20 protein-coding genes are annotated in these 18,390 nt (G+C 64.4%); 11 read left to right on the top strand and 9 right to left on the bottom strand.

Translation table 11 applies throughout. From position 1 onward, the window contains the following. The first annotated feature begins 4 nt into the window (after positions 1-4). The 11 genes from GGQ74_RS05120 to GGQ74_RS05070 all read left to right on the top strand — a co-directional run bounded on the left by GGQ74_RS05120 (position 5) and on the right by GGQ74_RS05070 (position 9,532). Positions 5-607, top strand: coding sequence for an adenylyl-sulfate kinase (locus tag GGQ74_RS05120; RefSeq protein WP_167940434.1), 603 nt, complete (start codon positions 5-7; stop codon positions 605-607). 618 nt (positions 608-1,225) lie between these two features. After that, positions 1,226-2,596, top strand: coding sequence for a tRNA (N6-isopentenyl adenosine(37)-C2)-methylthiotransferase MiaB (miaB, locus tag GGQ74_RS05115; RefSeq protein WP_167940433.1), 1,371 nt, complete (start codon positions 1,226-1,228; stop codon positions 2,594-2,596). Beyond that, positions 2,590-3,084 carry a bifunctional nuclease family protein gene (locus GGQ74_RS05110; RefSeq protein WP_167940432.1) on the top strand — a complete coding sequence of 165 codons (495 nt, stop codon included), beginning with the start codon at positions 2,590-2,592 and terminating at the stop codon, positions 3,082-3,084. Before miaB ends, GGQ74_RS05110 begins: the two co-directional genes overlap by 7 nt. Positions 3,085-3,148: 64 nt before the next feature. Continuing rightward, positions 3,149-3,802, top strand: coding sequence for a histidinol phosphate phosphatase domain-containing protein (locus GGQ74_RS05105; protein ID WP_167940431.1), 654 nt, complete (start codon positions 3,149-3,151; stop codon positions 3,800-3,802). 24 nt (positions 3,803-3,826) lie between these two features. Further along, entirely contained in the window at positions 3,827-4,579 is a 753-nt protein-coding gene (locus tag GGQ74_RS05100; protein WP_167940430.1) for an SIR2 family NAD-dependent protein deacylase, read from the top strand. Positions 4,580-4,714: 135 nt separating this feature from the next. Beyond that, positions 4,715-5,452 (top strand): MotA/TolQ/ExbB proton channel family protein, encoded by a 738-nt coding sequence (locus tag GGQ74_RS05095; protein WP_167940429.1) that lies wholly within the window; start codon positions 4,715-4,717, stop codon positions 5,450-5,452. Further along, entirely contained in the window at positions 5,439-5,873 is a 435-nt protein-coding gene (tolR, locus tag GGQ74_RS05090; protein WP_167940428.1) for a protein TolR, read from the top strand. Before GGQ74_RS05095 ends, tolR begins: the two co-directional genes overlap by 14 nt. Before the next feature lie 18 nt (positions 5,874-5,891). Then, the gene (gene tolA / locus GGQ74_RS05085; protein WP_167940427.1) at positions 5,892-6,737 is read left to right on the top strand and encodes a cell envelope integrity protein TolA; all 846 of its coding nucleotides are present in this window, start codon (positions 5,892-5,894) and stop codon (positions 6,735-6,737) included. Between the two features lies 1 nt (position 6,738). Then, positions 6,739-8,058: a PD40 domain-containing protein gene (locus tag GGQ74_RS05080; protein ID WP_167940426.1), complete on the top strand. Its 1,320-nt coding sequence runs from the start codon at positions 6,739-6,741 to the stop codon at positions 8,056-8,058. A 183-nt stretch (positions 8,059-8,241) separates the two neighbouring features. Beyond that, positions 8,242-8,769 (top strand): peptidoglycan-associated lipoprotein Pal, encoded by a 528-nt coding sequence (pal, locus tag GGQ74_RS05075; RefSeq protein WP_167940425.1) that lies wholly within the window; start codon positions 8,242-8,244, stop codon positions 8,767-8,769. 535 nt (positions 8,770-9,304) lie between these two features. Then, positions 9,305-9,532 carry a rubredoxin gene (locus GGQ74_RS05070; protein ID WP_167940424.1) on the top strand — a complete coding sequence of 76 codons (228 nt, stop codon included), beginning with the start codon at positions 9,305-9,307 and terminating at the stop codon, positions 9,530-9,532. Positions 9,533-9,633: 101 nt separating this feature from the next. Here the strand turns inward: GGQ74_RS05070 and GGQ74_RS05065 are convergent, their stop codons facing one another. The 9 genes from GGQ74_RS05065 to GGQ74_RS05030 all read right to left on the bottom strand — a co-directional run bounded on the left by GGQ74_RS05065 (position 9,634) and on the right by GGQ74_RS05030 (position 18,244). Then, positions 9,634-11,292: a bacteriohemerythrin gene (locus tag GGQ74_RS05065; RefSeq protein WP_167940423.1), complete on the bottom strand. Its 1,659-nt coding sequence runs from the start codon at positions 11,290-11,292 to the stop codon at positions 9,634-9,636. Between the two features lie 110 nt (positions 11,293-11,402). Next, entirely contained in the window at positions 11,403-11,903 is a 501-nt protein-coding gene (locus GGQ74_RS05060; protein ID WP_167940422.1) for a phosphatidylglycerophosphatase A family protein, read from the bottom strand. A 144-nt stretch (positions 11,904-12,047) separates the two neighbouring features. After that, the gene (locus GGQ74_RS16390) at positions 12,048-12,179 is read right to left on the bottom strand and encodes a hypothetical protein (protein WP_280712723.1); all 132 of its coding nucleotides are present in this window, start codon (positions 12,177-12,179) and stop codon (positions 12,048-12,050) included. 110 nt (positions 12,180-12,289) lie between these two features. Further along, a complete protein-coding gene (locus GGQ74_RS05055; RefSeq protein WP_209280070.1) occupies positions 12,290-12,922 on the bottom strand; it encodes a Maf family protein in 633 nt (210 codons plus the stop codon). Between the two features lie 86 nt (positions 12,923-13,008). Continuing rightward, positions 13,009-14,388: a dihydrolipoyl dehydrogenase family protein gene (locus tag GGQ74_RS05050; RefSeq protein WP_167940421.1), complete on the bottom strand. Its 1,380-nt coding sequence runs from the start codon at positions 14,386-14,388 to the stop codon at positions 13,009-13,011. Further along, positions 14,378-15,823 (bottom strand): aminomethyl-transferring glycine dehydrogenase subunit GcvPB, encoded by a 1,446-nt coding sequence (gcvPB, locus tag GGQ74_RS05045; RefSeq protein WP_167940420.1) that lies wholly within the window; start codon positions 15,821-15,823, stop codon positions 14,378-14,380. The genes GGQ74_RS05050 and gcvPB overlap by 11 nt, the downstream gene beginning before the upstream one ends. Further along, positions 15,820-17,154: an aminomethyl-transferring glycine dehydrogenase subunit GcvPA gene (gene gcvPA / locus GGQ74_RS05040; RefSeq protein WP_167940419.1), complete on the bottom strand. Its 1,335-nt coding sequence runs from the start codon at positions 17,152-17,154 to the stop codon at positions 15,820-15,822. Before gcvPA ends, gcvPB begins: the two co-directional genes overlap by 4 nt. A gap of 22 nt (positions 17,155-17,176) precedes the next feature. Further along, positions 17,177-17,557, bottom strand: a complete 381-nt coding sequence (gene gcvH / locus GGQ74_RS05035) for a glycine cleavage system protein GcvH (RefSeq protein ID WP_167940418.1) — start codon at positions 17,555-17,557, stop codon at positions 17,177-17,179. A 255-nt stretch (positions 17,558-17,812) separates the two neighbouring features. Then, positions 17,813-18,244, bottom strand: coding sequence for a response regulator (locus GGQ74_RS05030; RefSeq protein WP_167940417.1), 432 nt, complete (start codon positions 18,242-18,244; stop codon positions 17,813-17,815). Between the last annotated feature and the right edge of the window lie 146 nt (positions 18,245-18,390).

Genomic DNA, 18,390 nt, shown 5'->3' with positions numbered 1-18,390 from the left:
CGGCATGAGCGAGGTTGAATCCGGCACGCAGGGTTGGGCCATCTGGGTTGTGGGGCTGCCGGGGTCCGGCAAGTCGAACCTCGCGCGCGGCGTGGCCGAGGACCTGCAATCCGACGGGCACGACGTGGTCTGGTTGCAGATGGATGCCCGGCGCAAGGCCTATTTCCCCGATCCGCAATACACAGACGAGGAACGCGAGGCCGCCTACCGCATGTTTGCCGAGGAAGCCGCAGCCCTCACCCGGCAGGGGCACAATGTGGTCATGGACGGCTCCGCCTATCGCGTGTCCATGCGCGACTATGCGCGATCGCTCATTCCGCGCTTCGCCGAGGTGCACGTGAAGTGCACGCTGGAGAACGCCATCAGCCGCGAAAGCCGCCGCGAGCAGGGGCTTGTCATGGCCGGGCTGTATCGCAAGGCCCTCGAACGCCAGCAGACCGGGCAGGAGTTCCCCGGACTCGGGCAGGTCATCGGCGTGGACGTGCCCTTCGAGGAAAATCCCCGCGCCGAATTCCTCATCTGCAACGACGATATCCCCAAGCAGGAAACCCGTAGCCGCACCATGGAATTCCTGCGCGACTGGCTGCGCCGCCTCGGCGAAGCCTAGTCCCGGCGCTCGTCGCTACGCCTCACCACGGCGGGAGACCGCTGCGCGGGGCATGGCCTTCGGCGACCGTGGCTCTGCCCCGGACCCGCTCAAGGGCCGTGGGCCCTTGAGAATCCCAATAAGGGCTTCGTCGCTCAAAGCCGCACGGCTTGCCATGGGCACCCACGGTTATCGCATGCCGGGGGTCCAGGGGGCCAGCGGCCCCTTGGCTGGCGGAGCCTACGTCCCGCATGCGGCCGTGAACGATACGGCAGGCCCACGGCGACTGACCGCTGCGCGGGGCGTGGCCTTCGGCGACCGTGGCTCTGCCCCGGACCCGCTCAAGGGCCGTGGGCCCTTGAGAATCCCAATAAGGGCTTCGTTGCTCAAAGCCGCACGGCTTGCCATGGGCACCCACGGTTATCGCATGTCGGGGGTCCAGGGGGCCAGCGGCCCCTTGGCCGGCGGAGCCTACGTCTTGCATGCGGCCGTGAACAATACGGCAGGCCCACGGCACTCTTCGTCTCATCGCATTTGCCTTTGCGCCCGCTTTTTCTTAATCACCATCCTTTCGGCGCGCGTTGCGCGTTTCATCGCACCACTACCGGCGGTCTGTTCGCCGTTGAGGGATATGAGCATATGAACAACGAGAAGACATTCCATGTGATGACCTTTGGCTGCCAGATGAACGTCCACGATTCCGAGTGGCTTGCCCGCGCGTTGTCCGTTCGCGGGTGGACCGAGGTGTCGGAGGAGGACGCGCGGGTGTACGTGGTGAACACGTGCAGCGTGCGCGAGAAGCCGGAGCAGAAGGTCTACAGCCTGCTTGGACGTCTGAAGTCGTACATGGATGCCCATCCCGAGCGCTTCGTTGTTGTGGGCGGCTGCGTGGCCCAGCAGATCGGTAGGGACTTCCTTGCCCGCTATCCCTATGTGCGGTTTGTTTTCGGCACGGACCAGATTGGCCGCGCTCCCGAGACGATCGACAGGCTGGCCGAGGAGGAGGGGAAGCGCATGGCGCTTCTCGACTTCGAGGACGGCTATCCGGCGCAGGATGTGGTCATTCCCGAGGCCGGACCCGTGTCGCACATTGCTGGACAGGCCTTCGTGAACATCATGAAGGGCTGCGACAATTTTTGCGCCTACTGTATCGTTCCGTACGTGCGTGGGCGGCAGCGTTCGCGCAGCGCAGACGACGTGGTGAACGAATGCCGGGCGTTGGTCGAGCGCGGCGTGCGCGAAATCACGCTTCTTGGTCAGAACGTCAATAGTTTCGGGCTGGACAAGCAGGGGGACGGCACGAGCTTCGCGGAACTCCTCGAACGCGTGGCGACCATTGATGGTCTGTCGCGGCTGCGGTTTACGACCTCGCACCCCAAGGACATCGCTCCCGAGGTTATCGCGGCGTTCGGGCGTTTTGAGACACTTTGTCCCTCGCTGCATTTGCCCATGCAGGCAGGTTCGGATAGTGTGTTAAGAGCCATGGGCCGCGGGTACGACATGCAGCGGTACATGGGGCTGGTGGAAGCGCTTCGGGCCGTGCGCCCGGACATTGCGCTGACCACTGATCTCATTGTCGGATTCCCCGGCGAGACAGACGAGGATTTCCGGCAGACGCTTCAGGCCGTGGAACGGGTGGGCTTCGAATCCAGCTTCTCGTTCATGTATTCGGACCGTCCCGGAACGCGCGCCGAAAAGATGGCCTTCAAGATCGACAGACAGGTGAAGGGGGAGCGCCTGATGGAGCTTCAGGCGCTTCAGGAGAGGCTGACCGCCGATGCGCTCGCCGCATGCGTGGGGCGCGAGGCGGAGGTCCTTGTGGAGTCGCACAGCAAGGTGCAGGCTTCCGACGATGTCGTGTCCTGGCGGGGGCGCGACCGTCATGGCAGGGTGGTGAACTTCCCCTGGCCGAGCGAGGGGGGCGACCTGACGGGCAAGCTCGTCCGGGTCGGGATCGAAACGGCCAAGAAACATTCCCTGTGGGGAAAGGCGGTGGGGAATCCATGGTAGAAATGAAGGTTTTCGGTCTGGCGCTCGATGAGACCGCGCAGGTGCCCGTGCTCGTCCTCAAGGACATGGAGGACAGGCAGACCCTGCCCATCTGGATCGGCGCCATGGAGGCGATGGCCATCTCGCTGGCCCTCAACGAGGTGCATCTGCCGCGTCCCATGACCCACGACCTGCTACTCAACCTGACCAGTGGCCTCGGCGGCGTCGTGTCCCGCGTGGACGTGACGCGCCTTGATGGCGGCACCTACTACGCCGAGATCGTTGTGAACATGAGCGGAGACGAGCGGCGCATCGACAGCCGCCCGTCGGACGCGGTGGCGCTGGCGCTTAGGGCCGGGTGCCCGATTTTTGTGGCCCAGAGCATTCTCGATGAGGTCAGCTCCGAGATGAAGGCCGGCGAGGGGCCGGTACTTACGGCGGAGGACTCCGACAAGTGGCGCGACATCCTCGAACAGTTCTCCGAGGAGGAGAACAAGTACAAGATGTGACGGTTCCGGGCGACATTCCCCACTCGCACTGCATGCACGAATCCGAACAAGGAATCTCGAACTCATGATCGACCTGCATACGCACACGGTTTTCAGCGACGGCGTTCTCATCCCAGCGGAACTCGCACGGCGGGCGCGTGTGGCCGGGTACCGGGCCTTGGCCATGACCGACCACGCGGATGACTCGAATCTCGAATTTATCATCGACAACGTGAGCCGCGTCACGGAGAAGTATTCTCCCTACGCGGGACTCGATCTTTTTTGCGGCGTGGAGATCACCCACGTGCCGCCGGGACTCATTTCCGGACTGGTTGTGCGCGCGCGGGAACGCGGAGCGCGGATCGTAGTGGTCCACGGTGAGACGGTGGCCGAGCCGGTGGAGCAGGGGACGAACCTCGCGGCCATTGAGGCCGGGGTGGATATCCTCGCGCATCCGGGACTCATCACGCCGGAGGAAGTGCGCCTTGCCGCCGAGCGCGGCGTGGCGCTCGAATTGACCACCCGCAAGGGCCACAGCCTGACCAACGGCCACGTGGCCGCATTGGCCCGGCAGTATGGCGCGCGGCTGGTCATCAACAACGACGCGCACGAACCCGGCGACCTCGTCGGCGCGGAGATGCGCCGCAAGGTCGCGCTGGGCGCGGGCCTGTCGCCCGACGAATACCGCGAGGCGGAGGAGAATTCCTGCGCGATCCTGCGGCGGGTCATGGGCGTTTAGCGGCGTGCGCGGCGGAGGCGTTCCATGTCCGCATTGGAAGGGGCGTATCGCGAAGCCGCGCGAATCCTGAAGCGGACGCCCGCCGTGGCGCTGACCGGGGCGGGCGTTTCCGTTGCGAGCGGTATTCCAGATTTCCGCAGCCCCGGCGGTCTGTGGAGCCGTCACGATCCGGCGGAGGTGGCGAGCCTTCAGGCGCTGCGGACCAATCCCGCCGCAGTGTGGCGGTTCATGGCCGAGGCGTATGACATGTTCGCCGCGGCCCTGCCGAATCCCGCACATCTGGCGCTGGCGGCCATGGAGCGGGAGGGGTTGGTATCCGCCGTCGTGACCCAGAACATCGACAGCCTGCACCAGCGCGCCGGTTCGCGCGAGGTTGTGGAATTTCACGGCAACGGCGCGCGGTGCCGTTGCATGCGTTGCGCGCGGGAGGGCGATGCTTCCGCCGCGTATGGTGCGGCCCGCGAGGGGCGCGTGCCCCTGTGCGGGGAGTGCGGCGGAACCTTGCGGCCTGACGTGGTTTTTTTCGGAGAGGGCATCCCGCCACAGGCGCTACGGCGCACCGAGGAGCTTGTGCGTTTTGCGGAGTGCATCCTCGTGGTGGGAACCTCGGGCGAGGTCATGCCCGCCAACACGCTTCCCTACCGCATCAAGAATTCCGGCGGATTCGTCATCGAAATAAATCTTGGACCCACGGGATACGCCGGCCTGCCAGACATCCGTTTCGACGCGCCCGCCGAAGTGGTCCTTCCCCATCTTTATGAATGCTCCGTTTCCTGATATGCCCACCGGTTGTACTTCAAAGAATGGTTCTTTTGCGCTAGGGTGACCCGGCCGGACAGTGGTCCCGGCCGTTCGTCCCGTCGGACGTTCCGGCGGGCATACCGCTTATTCACGATACGAGGAAAATTCCATATGGATGTCATGCCACAGACTGGTGTTCTTGCGCTTCTGGCTCATGCCACGCTGACCGTCAAATGCGTGCTCGGACTGCTGCTCACCATGTCCATTTCGAGTTGGAGCGTCATACTTTTCAAGATATTCGTGCTGACTCAGGCGCGCAATCGCGCCCGGCAGGACTACACGAAGTTCGTCGGCGCGGAGAACCTCGCCGAGGGCATGCGCGCGCTTGGGCGCGATCAGTCCTCGCCCGTGTACCGTTCCGGCGTGAGCGCCATGAATGAGCTACGCCGTCTCGAAAGCACGGGGCTGCTTACCTACAAGAATCTGGATGTCGTCATCGACAACCTGCGCCGCGCGCTGCGCCAGGGCGTCAGCTCCCAGCTTGGCGAGCTGTCACGCTCGCTCTCGCTGCTGGCCACCTGCGGCAACTCTGCGCCGTTCATCGGCCTTTTCGGAACGGTTTGGGGCATCATGCATTCCTTCCATTCCATCGGCCAGATGAAGACCGCAGCGCTTGCCGCCGTCGCCCCCGGCATTTCCGAGGCGCTCATCGCCACGGCTGTCGGCCTTGGCGTGGCCATTCCGGCCACCATCGCCTACAACTTCTTCCTCGGCATGCTGCAAACCGTGGAGACGGAGCTGGTGAATTTCGCCGGTGCCTTCCTGAACACGGTCCAGCGCGAGCTCTCCGGCGACAGCGTCGCCGAGGCCCGGCCGCGCCTGAGGAGCGAGGACCATGGCGGATTTTAATCCACACCGCAAAGGCTTCATCTCCGAGATCAACGTCACGCCCTTCGTGGACGTGATGCTGGTGCTGCTCATCATCTTCATGGTCACCGCGCCGCTCATGACGCAGGGGCTTGAGGTCGATCTGCCGCAGACCAAGACCGTGCGCACCCTGCCCAAGGACAAGGACCACATGGTCCTGACCATCAAGAAGGACGGCTCGGTGTATCTCGACGAGTACAAGGTTCCCGCCGGTGAACTGGGCGGGCATCTGGAGCGGCTGGTCAAGGCCGAGAACAAGTTCCTCTACCTTCGCGCAGACAAGGCCGTGCCGTATGGCGTGGTCGTCAGCGTCATGGGCGAGGTCAAGACCGCTGGCATCGACCGACTCGGAGTCGTGGCCGAACCAGAGGACACCCCGGCAACTCGGCCGGGAAGGAAATAGCCTCCGGGCCACACTCCCATGCGCGCGATCAGTTGGTTTCTGTCCTTTCTCCTGCATGCGACGGTTGTCGTTGCAGGTCTCTTTCTTGCCGTGCCCACGCCCATGAACGTCCGGCTCGATGTCCCCGTGTATCAGGTGGACCTTGTGCAGCTCGTTCCGCTCAAGGGCGTGGCTGTGCCGCGTCCGGCGGCTCCCAAGTCGCCCACGCCGCCCCCGGCCAAGCCGCTTCCCGCCGCGAAGCCAGCGCCTGCGCCCGCTCCCGCGCCGGAGGCGGCACCGATGCCTGAACCCAAACCCCTCGCCAAGGCCATAGCGCCCAAGGCGCAGGAAAAGCCGCAGCCCAAGGCCGAGGCCAACGCCACGGCCAAGCCGCAGAAGAAGCCCGCGCAGGAGAAGCCGCAGAAGACCAAGCAGCAGCTTCTGGCCGAGGCGCTGAAGCAGGCTCAGCGTGATGTGAAGTGGAAGGAACGCCAGGAGCGCAAGGTCATGTCCGACGCTCTGGCCGATCTGAGACGACAGGTCGCGAAGGAGGATGCCAAGGCTGAGACCGAAGGCGCTGGGGGCGAGTCCACCGAGGGCGTCGTGGCCGGTCTTGAGGAAATCTACGCCGCGCAGGTCAAGGCGCTCATTCAGGAGAACTGGCGCTATCCGTCTATTCCCGTGGATGCGGCCCTCGCGGCGACGGTGTTTCTGCGTGTGGGGCCGGATGGCTCCATCACCGAGATGCAACTGCTCGGAACGTCCGGTCGGTCGGACTACGACGCCTCGGTCATGAGGGCCGTCGAGGAGACGCGGCAGTTGCCGCCGCCGCCCGGAAATCTCACTCAACTCCGGATCAACTTCAATCTTCAGGATATGCAGTAATATGGGAACGCTCAGGATTCTCGCGCTCGCCGTGCTCGTCTACGCGTTTTCGGCGGCACAGGCCCTCGCGTCGCAGGCGCTGACCATCGACATCTACGGTCCCGGTCAGAGCCGGGTCAACCTGACCATCGCCACACCGCTTGGGGTGGCGGGAGGTCCCGCTCCTTCGGATGCCGCCAAGTTCCAGCAGTTGGTGGAGCAGAACCTCGACTTTCTGCCCTTCATCCGCGTCGTCCCCGGCACGGAGGTGCTTGGCGGGGTCCGGCTGGCCGGTGTTGCCCGTGACGACATTGACTTCCGCCGTTTTCAGGTGAGCCGTGTGGACATGGTCATGACGGCCGGGTGGCAGCCCTCGGGTGATGGCTCCAGCCGTCTCGAATGCCGCGTGTACGAGACCTTCACCTCGCGCCTCGTGGTGGGCCGCGCCTATGCGGGCGTGCGGGCCGACAACCTTTCGCGCGTGGCGGACCTCTTCTGCGCGGCCTTCATGGAGGCGCTGACCGGTCACGACGAGTTCTTCCGCTCCATCATCGCCTTTTCCCGCACCGGGCGCGACGGCTCCCGCCAGATATGGACCGTGACGCCGCAGGGTCGAGAGCTTCGCCAGATCACCTTCTTCAAGGGCTCAAGCATCAGCCCCTCGTGGTCGAAGGACGGGCGCTATCTCGCCTTTGCCCACCACAGCAACCACTCTCATACGCTTGGCGTGTGGGATTCCGTGAAGAACCGCATCTTCCGAACCAAGGTGCCCGGCACCACCATCGGCGGCACGGCCTTCACCAACGACGGCCATGTGGTCGTGGCGATGACGCGCGGCAACATGGACATCTTCGAGCTGACCACGGACCTTACGCGCATCGCGCGGCCCCTCGTGCAGAACTGGGCCATCGACGTGTCGCCCTGCTTCACGGCGGACGGCAGGCGCATGGTCTTCACCTCGGACCGGCAGGGCAATCCCCATGTCTTTATCAAGGATATGGACACCGGCAAGGAGACCCGCGTCACCTACGACGGCAAGTACAACACCAGCCCCTCGGTCAGCCCGGACGGCAAGCTGGTGGTCTTCTCCCGCCGTACCCCGGAAGGACACCGCATCTTCCTGCACGACATGGAGACCGGCCGCGAACGCCAGTTGAGCTTCGGCCCCGGCAGCGACGAAGAACCCGCCTTTTCCCCGGACGGCTATTTCGTCTGTTTTGCGTCCAACCGGACGGGTGCCTATCAGCTGTATCTGACCACCCGTCATGGCGCGGAACCCAAGCTGCTGCCCACCGGCGGGCCGTCCACGCACCCCGTTTTCGGTTCGCGCCTGCGGCAGTAGGATTTTTCCTCTTCACACTTTCGTAAGTTTGAAGAAACAGGTTGTTATTCTATTGCTTTTCGTATTATGGCGGAGTAAAGCTCTCACAGTCGAAGGCGCTCCGCGCCTTCGCTGTCGATTTTGAAACCAAGGTTTTTTTCCTATCAGTGGAGAGAGTCCATGAAGCTGTTTGAGGAGGAAGCAATGAGAATGAAGCTCCTGGTGGTTATGGTCATGATGGCTCTTGTGCTTGCCCTTGGCACTGGCTGCGCCAAGAAGCAGATGAGCGCCGAACCCGCTCCCGCAACGGATCAGTCCGCTAACGCCGGATCCCTGGATGCTAGCGAGCAGGCCCTTGCCGAGGCGAACCAGAAGGCCATGGTCGCCGCCGAGAAGGAGATCACCCAGAATCGGATTTACTTCGATTTCGACAAGTTCGATCTGCGTGCTGACAGCAAGGAAGTGCTGAAGGCCAAGGCCGAGCTGCTGAAGAAGTATCCTACCTGGAAGCTTCTTGTCGAAGGCCACTGTGACGAGCGTGGTACCGAGGAATACAACCTGGCTCTCGGCGAGCGCCGCGCCCGCGCCGCTTACGAGTTCCTGGTCGTGCTCGGTGTGCCGTCTTCCAGCCTGAAGGTCGTGTCCTTCGGCGAGGAGCGCCCCGCTGACGCCGGTCACAATGAGACCGCCTGGTCGATGAACCGCCGCGACGAATTCAAGATTTTCAAGTAGCGGTTACGAGACCCAGTTTTTTAAGCGCCGCCGGAGCAATCCGGCGGCGCTTTTTTTTATGGCCTTCGTCTTGTGGGCTGCGCGCCGAAACGCAGTGCCTCCTGCTTGCGGGGAGTGGCGATCGCGCGTGGCGGAGGATTTGCGGCGCGGAGCCTTGGATCGAAGGTCTTGTCGAGTTGCGCGGCTGAGGGCACGGATGTGGGGTTGGCCGTGATATGGTAACCCGTAGGCCGGACGGAGCGAGGCCGGACCGGAGCGAGGGCGTAGCGGGGAGGCGGGAGACTGTTTGGTGTGGGTGCGTGGGGATGTGTTGTCGTCCATTAGGCAGGGGATTCGGCGCACCTGCGAACGCTGTGAGGGGAAGACGCGGTCGGTTTCGGTTCAGCCGTCATGTACAGCGGTGCTGCATGATTCGGTGCGATGTGGCATGATTCGGAGTAGAGCAGGGGGATTGAGTCTGCGCCACTGGTGTCGTTGACAGAAAACGCACGATGCTTAATAGTAATGATAACTGAAAAGATAGTCGGAGGGCGAGATGGCGAATCCCGAGGATATCTACAGATGTCAGACGGTGAATTGCGGGTACATCTACGATCCGGATCGGGGCGACCGGAAGGGGAAGATTCCCAAGGGAACCCGCTTCGAGGATCTTCCTGACTCGTGGCGGTGTCCCATTTGCGGGGGGACGAAGAAGTGCTTCCGGCCGCTTGCAGGACCGGGGTCCGTAGACGCGACGAATTGCGAACTGCCTACGCAGGATTAAGAATTTGTGTGTCCTCCTGTCCGGTTGTTCGGGCATCACACAAAAGCGGCCGCATCCCGAGGGATGCGGCCGCCGACGTTTCGTGGAGCGAGGGGGTGTGCCTAGCGCACGCCATGCTCGCGCAGGAAGGACGAGTATTTCTTGTCCGTGCCCTTGATGTGGCCGGTCAGCCAGTCGCGCAGGAAGTCCATGATCTCGGTGGAGACGTCCGCCGTGCCGGACGTGTACTTGGCGGCGAAGTCGGCCACGGTGTCCGTGAACTTCTTGTGGATGCGCTTGTGGCTGGCGGTGTCCGCGTAGCCGAAGCGGTCGAAGTATTTTTCCTCGGTGCCGAAGTGGTAGACGGTGTAGTCCACCAGTTCGGCGAGGATGCCCTTGATGACGTCGCGCCCGTGGCCGTGCTTCATGGCGCGGTACAGCTCGTTGATGAGCTTGACCAGCTTCTTGTGCTGGTCGTCGATTTCCTTGAGGCCCACGGAGAGGTCGCTCGTCCAGTTGATGAGCGTGTCGGCGGTGACGGCCTTGAGGTCTCCGATGAGGGTGTGGAGTTCGGCGTTCATGCCGGAAAGCTCGTGCGCGGCGTGGGCTGCGTCCGTGATGCCGTCCGCGATGCGCGCGGCCACGTCGTTCACCTCGTCCACGGCGCGGTTGATTTCGACCATGGTCTGGGCCTGCTCCTCGGCGGCCGCGGCGATGGCCTGCACGCGGATGTGGTTGTCCTCGGCGAGAACGGCGATTTCGGACACCGCGGCTCCGGACTGCTTGGCCAGTTCTGCGGCGCTGTTCACCAGTTCTGCGGCCTCGTCCATGCGGGCGACGTTGGCCTGTGCGGCGTTCTGGATGCCGGTGATGGAGGTGCCCACTTCCTTGGTGGCGGCCATGGTCTTTTCGGCCAGCTTGCGGACCTCGTCGGCGACCACGGCGAAGCCGCGCCCGGCGTCTCCGGCGCGGGCGGCCTCGATGGCGGCGTTGAGGGCGAGGAGGTTGGTCTGGTCCGCAATGTCGTTGATGACGCCGATGACCTGCCCGATGCCCTGCGCCTGCTCGCCGAGGTCGTGCATGAGGGCTTTGAGGCCTCGGGTCATGCCGTCCACGCTCAGGATGGCCTGCTGGGCCTGCGTGACGATCTCCGCGCTCTTGTCGGCGCGTTGCTTGGTATTTTCGACGTTGTAGGCGGTTTCCTGCGTGTTGCGGGAGATGTCCGTCACGGCGGAGGACATCTCGACCATGGCCGTGGCGGTTTCCTGCATGCGTTCGCGCTGGATGTCCGCGCCCTCGGCGATGCGGTCCGTGAGACTGGTGATGCGGGCGGTGGCCTCGGTGGTGTTGCCGACCATGGTCACCAGCTTGTCGGCGGTGCGGGTCATGCCTTCCTGCCGGGTCTGCTCCGCCACGCGGGACGCTTCCGCTGATTCGCGGATGGCGGCCTCGGCTTCGCGCTTGCAGGCTTCGAGGCGCTTTGCGAGTTCTTCCGATTCCGCGCGGGCGGCGGTGAGCGCCTTGGCCGCGCGGTTTGCGGCTTCGGCAATGGAACCGTCTCTGCTTGTAAATTCGGCAAGGGCGGTTTCGGTGCGTTCGCATTCGGCGAAGGCCGTGCGCTTGGCGCAGATCAGCGTCGCAATGCCCAGCGCGCCGATGGAAAAGGCCCCGGTCGCCACGACGGCGGGGGAAAGGGACGCGAACAGGGACGCCGCGCCAAGGGTGGCAGCAGAGGCGGCGGTGCCGATTCCGAGGGTGAGAAAAGTGGTTTGGCTGCTCATGCGTGCTCCGGCTTGCTTTGGGACGCGGACTCGATTGGAGTGTAAGACCTATTATTAGTAATCATTACCAACTGGCGGACGATGCCAGAAATCACTGGCAGATGCAAGCACTAGTGCATCATGGGTGCGATCCACGCCAGATAGGCATGGCGTGCGCCCCACATGCACAGCGCCGCATAGCATCCGGCAAGCAGGTCGTCGATCATGACGCCGAATCCGCCGGGGAGCCAAGTCTCCGCGCTGTGCACGGGCCACGGCTTGGTGATGTCGAAGAGGCGGAACAGCGCAAAGCCGAGGAGAATCTGCCAGGTGGTCATGATCGGGAACAGGGCGAAGACCATCCACTGGCCAAGAACTTCGTCGATGATGACGCAGCCGGGGTCCTTACTGCCGATGACGGTTTCGGCGCGTCCAGAGGCGAGACCGCCTACGACGAACAGCGCGGCGAGGATGATGCAGCGGGTGAGCGGAGAGAACGGCAGGAACAGGAACGGCGCGGCGATGACGGCCACTGCGGAGCCCCACGTGCCGGGGGCCTTGGGGAGGTGTCCGACGGGACCGAGGGTGGCGAAGGCCGTTGCCGCGCGATCGAGAGTGCTGGTGTGTGTCATGGGGTGGAAATCCGGGAAGTTGAGGTGAAGGAACGAAGAATTTCTACGCCTGCGGACGGCATGTTGGCAAGACGTGCCCTGCTCGGAAAGGGCGCGCAGAAAAGCCCCTCGCCCGGGGCGAGAGAGTGGTCTGGCAGGGACGCCCTAGCGCATGACGATCAGGAGCAACAGCACGGCGATGATGGCGAAAACGACGAGAGCGGCGAGACCGGGGTGGCGCGGGTTGCAGATGCGTTGGCGCGGAGCGTCGGGAGTTTGGTTCGTCTTGGGAATCATACCATCAGGTAAGCATTTTCGGGCGGAGTGGCAATGGGGGGCTGGGTGGCGACTCATGCGGGGGGACGTTGAGGGGCCGCGCGGAACTGCGCCGCGAAGCCCCGTTTCATCTAGCGGTCCATGGGGCGGGGCCTGATGGCGCGGATGTCCTGAAGTACATCCACCAGCCGCGCCAGCGGCATGCCCACCACGTTGTTGTAGGAGCCGGAGATGGATTGGACGAGAAAGCCGCCCCGGCCCTGAATGGCGTAGCTGCCTGCCTTGTCCATGGGTTCGCCCGTGGCGACGTAGGCAAAGAGCACTTCGAGGGGCTGCGGGCCCATGCTCACGTCCGTGGAGACGGAGAAGGCCACCGGGGCCGCGTGGGGATGGAATATGGCGCAGCCGGATACGACGCGGTGGGTGTTGCCCACCAGCCGGGAGAGCATGAGCAGCGCATCGTTGGGGCCTTCGGGCTTGCCCATGATGTCGCCGTCCAGCGTGACGACGGTGTCCGAGCCGATGACCACGGCGTCCGGATGGAGTTCGAAGACGGCCTCGGCCTTGGCCACGGCGGCGCGCTGGGCGTAGTCGTCCGGGGATTCGCCGGGTTCCGGGGAGGGTTCGCCAGCCGGGGAGGGGATGATGTCGAATTCGAGTCCGAGGGATTCGAGCATCTCCCTGCGCCGGGGCGAGCCGGAGGCGAGGATGATGCGCTGGACGGCTTCGAAGGGGCCGGGTTCGATGATGGGTTCGATGTTCATTGACTGTGATCCGTTCGGGACAGAAGGGCCGGGCTCCTCGATGAGGCGCCCGGCCCGGTTGATGATGCGGGGTATCGGGATATCCTCTATGCGTCCGTCGTGTCGGCCGTGAGCGCGTGCCTCAGGGCCTCGTCCAACGTCGGATGCGCCCAGATGATACGGCGAGCGTCCTCGGCCGTCCAGCCGTCGCGAACCATGATCGTCGCCTGCGTGATCAGGTGCGCGACGCCGTGCCCCACGGCCGTCACGCCGTGCACGCGGCCATCGACCCATGCGATCTTCACGAATCCCTGCACGCTGGCGTGCGCCTGCGCGATGGGATTGGCGGCGAGCATGGCACGGGAGACGCGCGGATGCAGGCCGCGGGCTTCGAGCTCGGCGGGCATTTCGCCTACGCGCATGGTTTCCGGCGCGCCGTAGATGCACCACGGCATGGGACCGGGCGTGTAGTTGCCCGTGTCGCAGCCGGAGATGCAGCGGGCCACGTAGGCACCCTGATGCGATGCGGCATGCGCGAGCATGGCCTTGCCGTTGACGTCGCCCACCGCCCACACGTGGTCGGCGGCGCGAAGCCGTTCGTCCACGGTTACGAAGCCGCGCCGATCAAGTCGGCATCCGGCGTTCTCCAGCCCGAGGCCTTCGGTCACCGGGCCGCGTCCCGTGGCCACGAGGGCGACTTCGGCCAGTATCTCATCCCCGGATTCGAGGACGAGGCGTGCCCTGCCGCCGTCGCTGACGAGGGAGGCCACGCGTTTTCCGGTGTGGATGGTCCATTTCTCGCGCTTGCAGAGCTGTGCGATGGTCTTGCTGACTTCGGGGTCCTCCCACGGGGCGAGGCGGTCCAGTGCCTCGACCACGGTGATGGACGTGCCGAGGCGGGCGAAGAAGCGTCCCAGTTCGAGACCGATGACGCCGCCACCCACGATGACCATGCTCTGCGGCACGTCCGAGAGGTCGAGAATGCCGTCGGAGTCGAGCACGCGGTCGCCGTCGGGCGTCATGCCCGGGAAGGCCGTGGGGCGTGAGCCCGTGGCCACGACGAGGTCGCCGTACTCCACGCGGACCGTGCCCTCGGCCGTGACGACGTCCACCATGCCGGGAGCCACGACGGTGCCCCGACCGCGAAGGAGCGTGATGCCCCGCGCGGAGAGGTCTTTCTCGATGGCCTGCCGGTTTCCGGCGAGCATCTTGGCCTTGCGGTCCTGTAACGCGGGCAGGTCGATGGCGATGCTGCCCGAGGCGACGCGCATCTTGGCCTGTGCGGCCAGTTCGTGCACGCAGTCCGTCGCGCCGAGGAAGAGCTTGGTGGGGATGCACCCTCGGTTGAGGCAGGTGCCGCCAAGCTCCGAGGCCTCGATGACCGCAACGCTTCGCCCGCAGGCGGAAGCCTCCACGGCGCAGGCGTGCCCGGCGGGCCCGCCGCCGAGGATCACGACGTCGAAACGCTCGCTGGGGCTAGACGTCATCGGTGAGCACCATCTGGCGCGCGGCGCGCGTCTCGTCCAGCCGGGTCACCGGCAGGGTGTGCGGCGCGGTCTTTACGTTGTCGGGGTCGGTCTTCGACAGTTCCAGAATGTCGATGAGGTCGTCCACGAAGGCGTCCAGAGTGGCCTTGGATTCGGTCTCGGTTGGTTCGATCATCAGGCATTCCGGCACGATGAGCGGGAAGTACACCGTGGGCGCATGGTAGCCCTTGTCGAGCAGCGCCTTGCCGAGGTCCAGCGCGCGCACGCCGTTCAGGTCCTCGCCCACGGCGGAGGAGACGAACTCGTGCATGCAGATGCGGTTGTAGGGAACGTGGATGTGCTCCTCAAGGCGCTTGCGGATGTAGTTGGCAGCGAGCACGGCGTTTTCGCTGGCGCGGGTCAGCCCCTCGCCGCCGAGGCGCAGCACGTAGGCGTAGGCCTTCAGGTACACGCCGAAGTTGCCGTAGAACGGAGCCATGTAGCCGATGGACTTCGGGTGGTCGTAGTCGAGCACGAAGCGCCCGTCTTCGAGCTTCTTCACCCGCGAGACGGGCAGGAAGGGCTTGAGCTTTTCGCACACGCCAACGGGGCCGGAACCGGGACCGCCGCCGCCGTGGGGCGTGGCGAGGGTCTTGTGCAGGTTCCAGTGCACAACGTCGAAGCCCACGTCGCCCACGCGCATCTTGCCCATGATGGCGTTCATGTTCGCGCCGTCGTAGTAGAGCAGTGCGTCAACGCCGTGGACCATCTCCACGATTTCGGGCAGGTGCCGTTCGAATAGGCCGAGCGTGTTGGGGCAGGTGAGCATCACCGCCGCGACCTCGTCGTCCAGCGCTTCCTTGAGCGCCGCCGGATCGACCATGCCGTCGCGCGATTCGATGGAGACGATCTCGAAGCCAGCGATGTGCGCGGAGGCCGGGTTGGTGCCGTGGGCCGAGTCGGGCACGATGACCTTGGTTTTGCGGTTGCCCTTGTCGGCGTGGTAGGCGGCGATGATCATCGCGCCCGTCAGCTCGCCGTGCGCTCCGGCCATGGGGTGCATGGTGTAGGCCGCCATGCCGGTGATTTCGCAGAGCAGATTCTCCATTTCATACATGACTTCCAGCGCGCCCTGCGTGAAGTGCCCCGCGCCCTTGAGCTGGGCCATGAGCGGATGCAGACGGGTGAAGCCCGGCAGCGCGGCGGCCTGCTCCATGAACTTGGGATTGTATTTCATGGTGCAGGAGCCGAGGGGATAGAAGTTGCCGTCGACGCCGTAGTTCAGGCTTGAAAGCTGCGTGAAGTGGCGCACCACGTCCAGTTCGCCCAGTTCGGGCAGCTTCGGGGCGTGGCTGCGCAGGAGTTCGGCGGGCAGGTGGTCCGCCTCGCAGCAGGCGGGTTCGGCGATGCATACGCCCCTGCGTCCGGGAGTCGATTTCGCGAACAGCGTCTTCATCGGATGAGCCCTCCCAGCATTTCAGCGAGTATGCCCACATCCTCGCGGGTGTGGCGTTCCGTGCAGGCCACGAGCAGGCAGTTCTCCAGCCCCTCGTAGTAGCGGCCCAGCGGGAAGCCCGGCACGAAGCCGCGTTCGGTCATCCTGTCCACGGCCTCGTAGGCGGAGATGGGTAGGCGAATGGCGAATTCGTTGCAGAACGGGGCATCGCTCATGAGCGAGACGCCCGGAATGGCGGTGAGGCGCTTGGCCGCGTAGTGCGCGTTCTCGATGGAGGAGAGCGCCACGCGCTTCATGCCGCACGGGCCGAGCAGGCTCATGTAGACCAGCGCGCGCAGGGCGCACAGGGACTGGTTCGAGCAGATGTTGGACGTGGCCTTCTGGCGGCGGATGTGCTGCTCGCGGGCCTGCAGGGTCAGCACGTAGCCGGTGCGGCCCTGCGTGTCCACGGTGCGGCCCACGATGCGTCCGGGCATCTGGCGGACCATCTTGGACGTGCAGGTCATGATGCCGAGGTAGGGGCCACCGAAGGACAGCGGCATGCCGAGGCTCTGGCCCTCCGCCACGGCGACGTCCGCGCCCATTTCGCCCGGCGTGCGCAGCAGGGTCTGCATGATCGGATACACGGAGATGACGCTCTTCGCGCCCACCTCGCGAGCATGGTCGAAGAGAGCCGTGAAGTCGTGGGCGTGGCCGAAGAAGTTCGGGTTCTGCACCACCACCGCCGCTGTGGTGTCGTCCACGGCGGCCATGAGGGCTTCGATGTCCGTGTTGCCGTCCCGGTGGGGAACGGTGACCAGCTCAAGCCCGAGGTTCGTGGTGTAGGAGGCCAGCATGATGCGGTAGATGGGCGAGAGCGCCTCGCTGATGACCAGCCGCTTGCGGCGGGTGGCGCGAACGCCCATCATCATGGCTTCGAAGATGGCGGAACCGCCGTCGTACACGGAGGCGTTGGCGCATTCCATGTCGAGCAGGCGGGATATGGCTGTCTGATATTCGAAGATGGCCTGCAGGGTGCCCTGCGAGGCTTCGGGCTGATAGGGGGTGTAGGCGGTGGCGAACTCCCCGCGGCTGGTCAGTGTGTCGACCGCGGCGGGGATGTGGTGGTCATAGAAGCCCGCTCCGAGAAAGCTGACCACATCGACCTTGTTCTTGGCGGCAAGGCGCTCGATCTGCGCCATGACCTCCATTTCGCTTTTCCCGTGGGGGAGGTTGAAGCTCCGGGGGCGAAGCTCCGGCCCGATGTCGGCAAACAGCTCGTCCATGGACGAAACGCCCACGGTTTCGAGCATCTGCCGAGTCTCCTCCGCCGTATGGGGGACGTAGGGCATGGGGTGCTCCTGTGGGGTTTGTCTAGTGCGATTCGGCGGCGACGATCTTTTCGTAGGCCTCGGCGTTGAGCAGGCCTTCCGGCTGCGCAGTGAGCCTGAAGCGGAGCATCCAGCCGGAGGTGTAGGGAGCCTCGTTGACCATCTCGGGGGCGTTCTCCAACTCGGCGTTGATCTCGATGACTTCGCCGGAGACGGGAGCGTAGATTTCGCTGGCTGCCTTCACGGACTCCACGGAGCCCATTTCGTCGCCTGCGGAGAACGTGGTGCCGACTTCGGGCAGCTCGACATAGGTGAGATCGCCGAGCTGTTCCTGCGCGAAGTGGGTGATGCCAACGGTGGCGGTGTCGCCCTCGATGCGCACCCATTCATGGGTCTTGGCGTAGAGCAGATCCTTGGGTATCACGGTCGCTCCTCCTTGAGGTATTGGCCGCGGCCCCGACGGCTGGTGGGGGCCGGTCGGACGGGTTCAGTGGGAATCCGGGTTGCGAAGGCAACTCTCGGACAGTGCGGACATATACTTTTGGAGCGTTTGCGGCAAGCGGAGAGTTTTCGCGGCGTTGCATCATGGCGGCCGTGAACGGCCAGCGCGAGGCATGCGAAAAGGGAAACGGCCAAGGTTGACCGTTTCCCGGATGCATCATGCGAATGTTGTGCGCTGTCAGGCCTCGACAGGCTTGCCCTCTTCCGTGTAGGCGATGGGCAGGCCGAGGTTCCTGATTTCACTTAGCAGCGTGCGTTTGCGGATGGGCTTGACGAGATAGGCCGTGGCGTCGCCGAGGAAGAAGGCGTCGTGCAGCTCTTTGGTGTCGTCGAGGGCGGAGATCATGACGGTCTTGATGCGCTCCGCCTCGGGAATTCCGCGCTCGACCTCGATTTCGCGGATTTCCTGAAGGGCTTCCTGACCGTCCATGTTGGGCATGATGATGTCGAGGCAGATGAGGTCATACGGCTCGTCGTTGTTGAGCGAGCGCTTGAATGCCTCCACGGCCTCTTCACCATCGACGGCGACGTCGCAGTATCCGTAAGGATAGAGAATCTTCTGCATGAGTCGCCTGCTGTCGAAATCGTCGTCGACTATCAGGAATCGCATCGGTTCCCCCAGATGTTGTTGGTATTCTGCGTAATGAGTTCCTTAATGGATTTTCTCGGGCGATGCAATATTCGCCAACGGCTTGAGATGCTTGGCAAGAGGGGTTAGGTTCCCTTTGCGAGTGTTCGGGAACCCCCGTGCGACGC

This window comes from Desulfobaculum xiamenense (assembly GCF_011927665.1).
Lineage (GTDB): Bacteria > Desulfobacterota > Desulfovibrionia > Desulfovibrionales > Desulfovibrionaceae > Desulfobaculum > Desulfobaculum xiamenense.
This window is presented reverse-complemented; position numbering and strand designations above follow the sequence as displayed.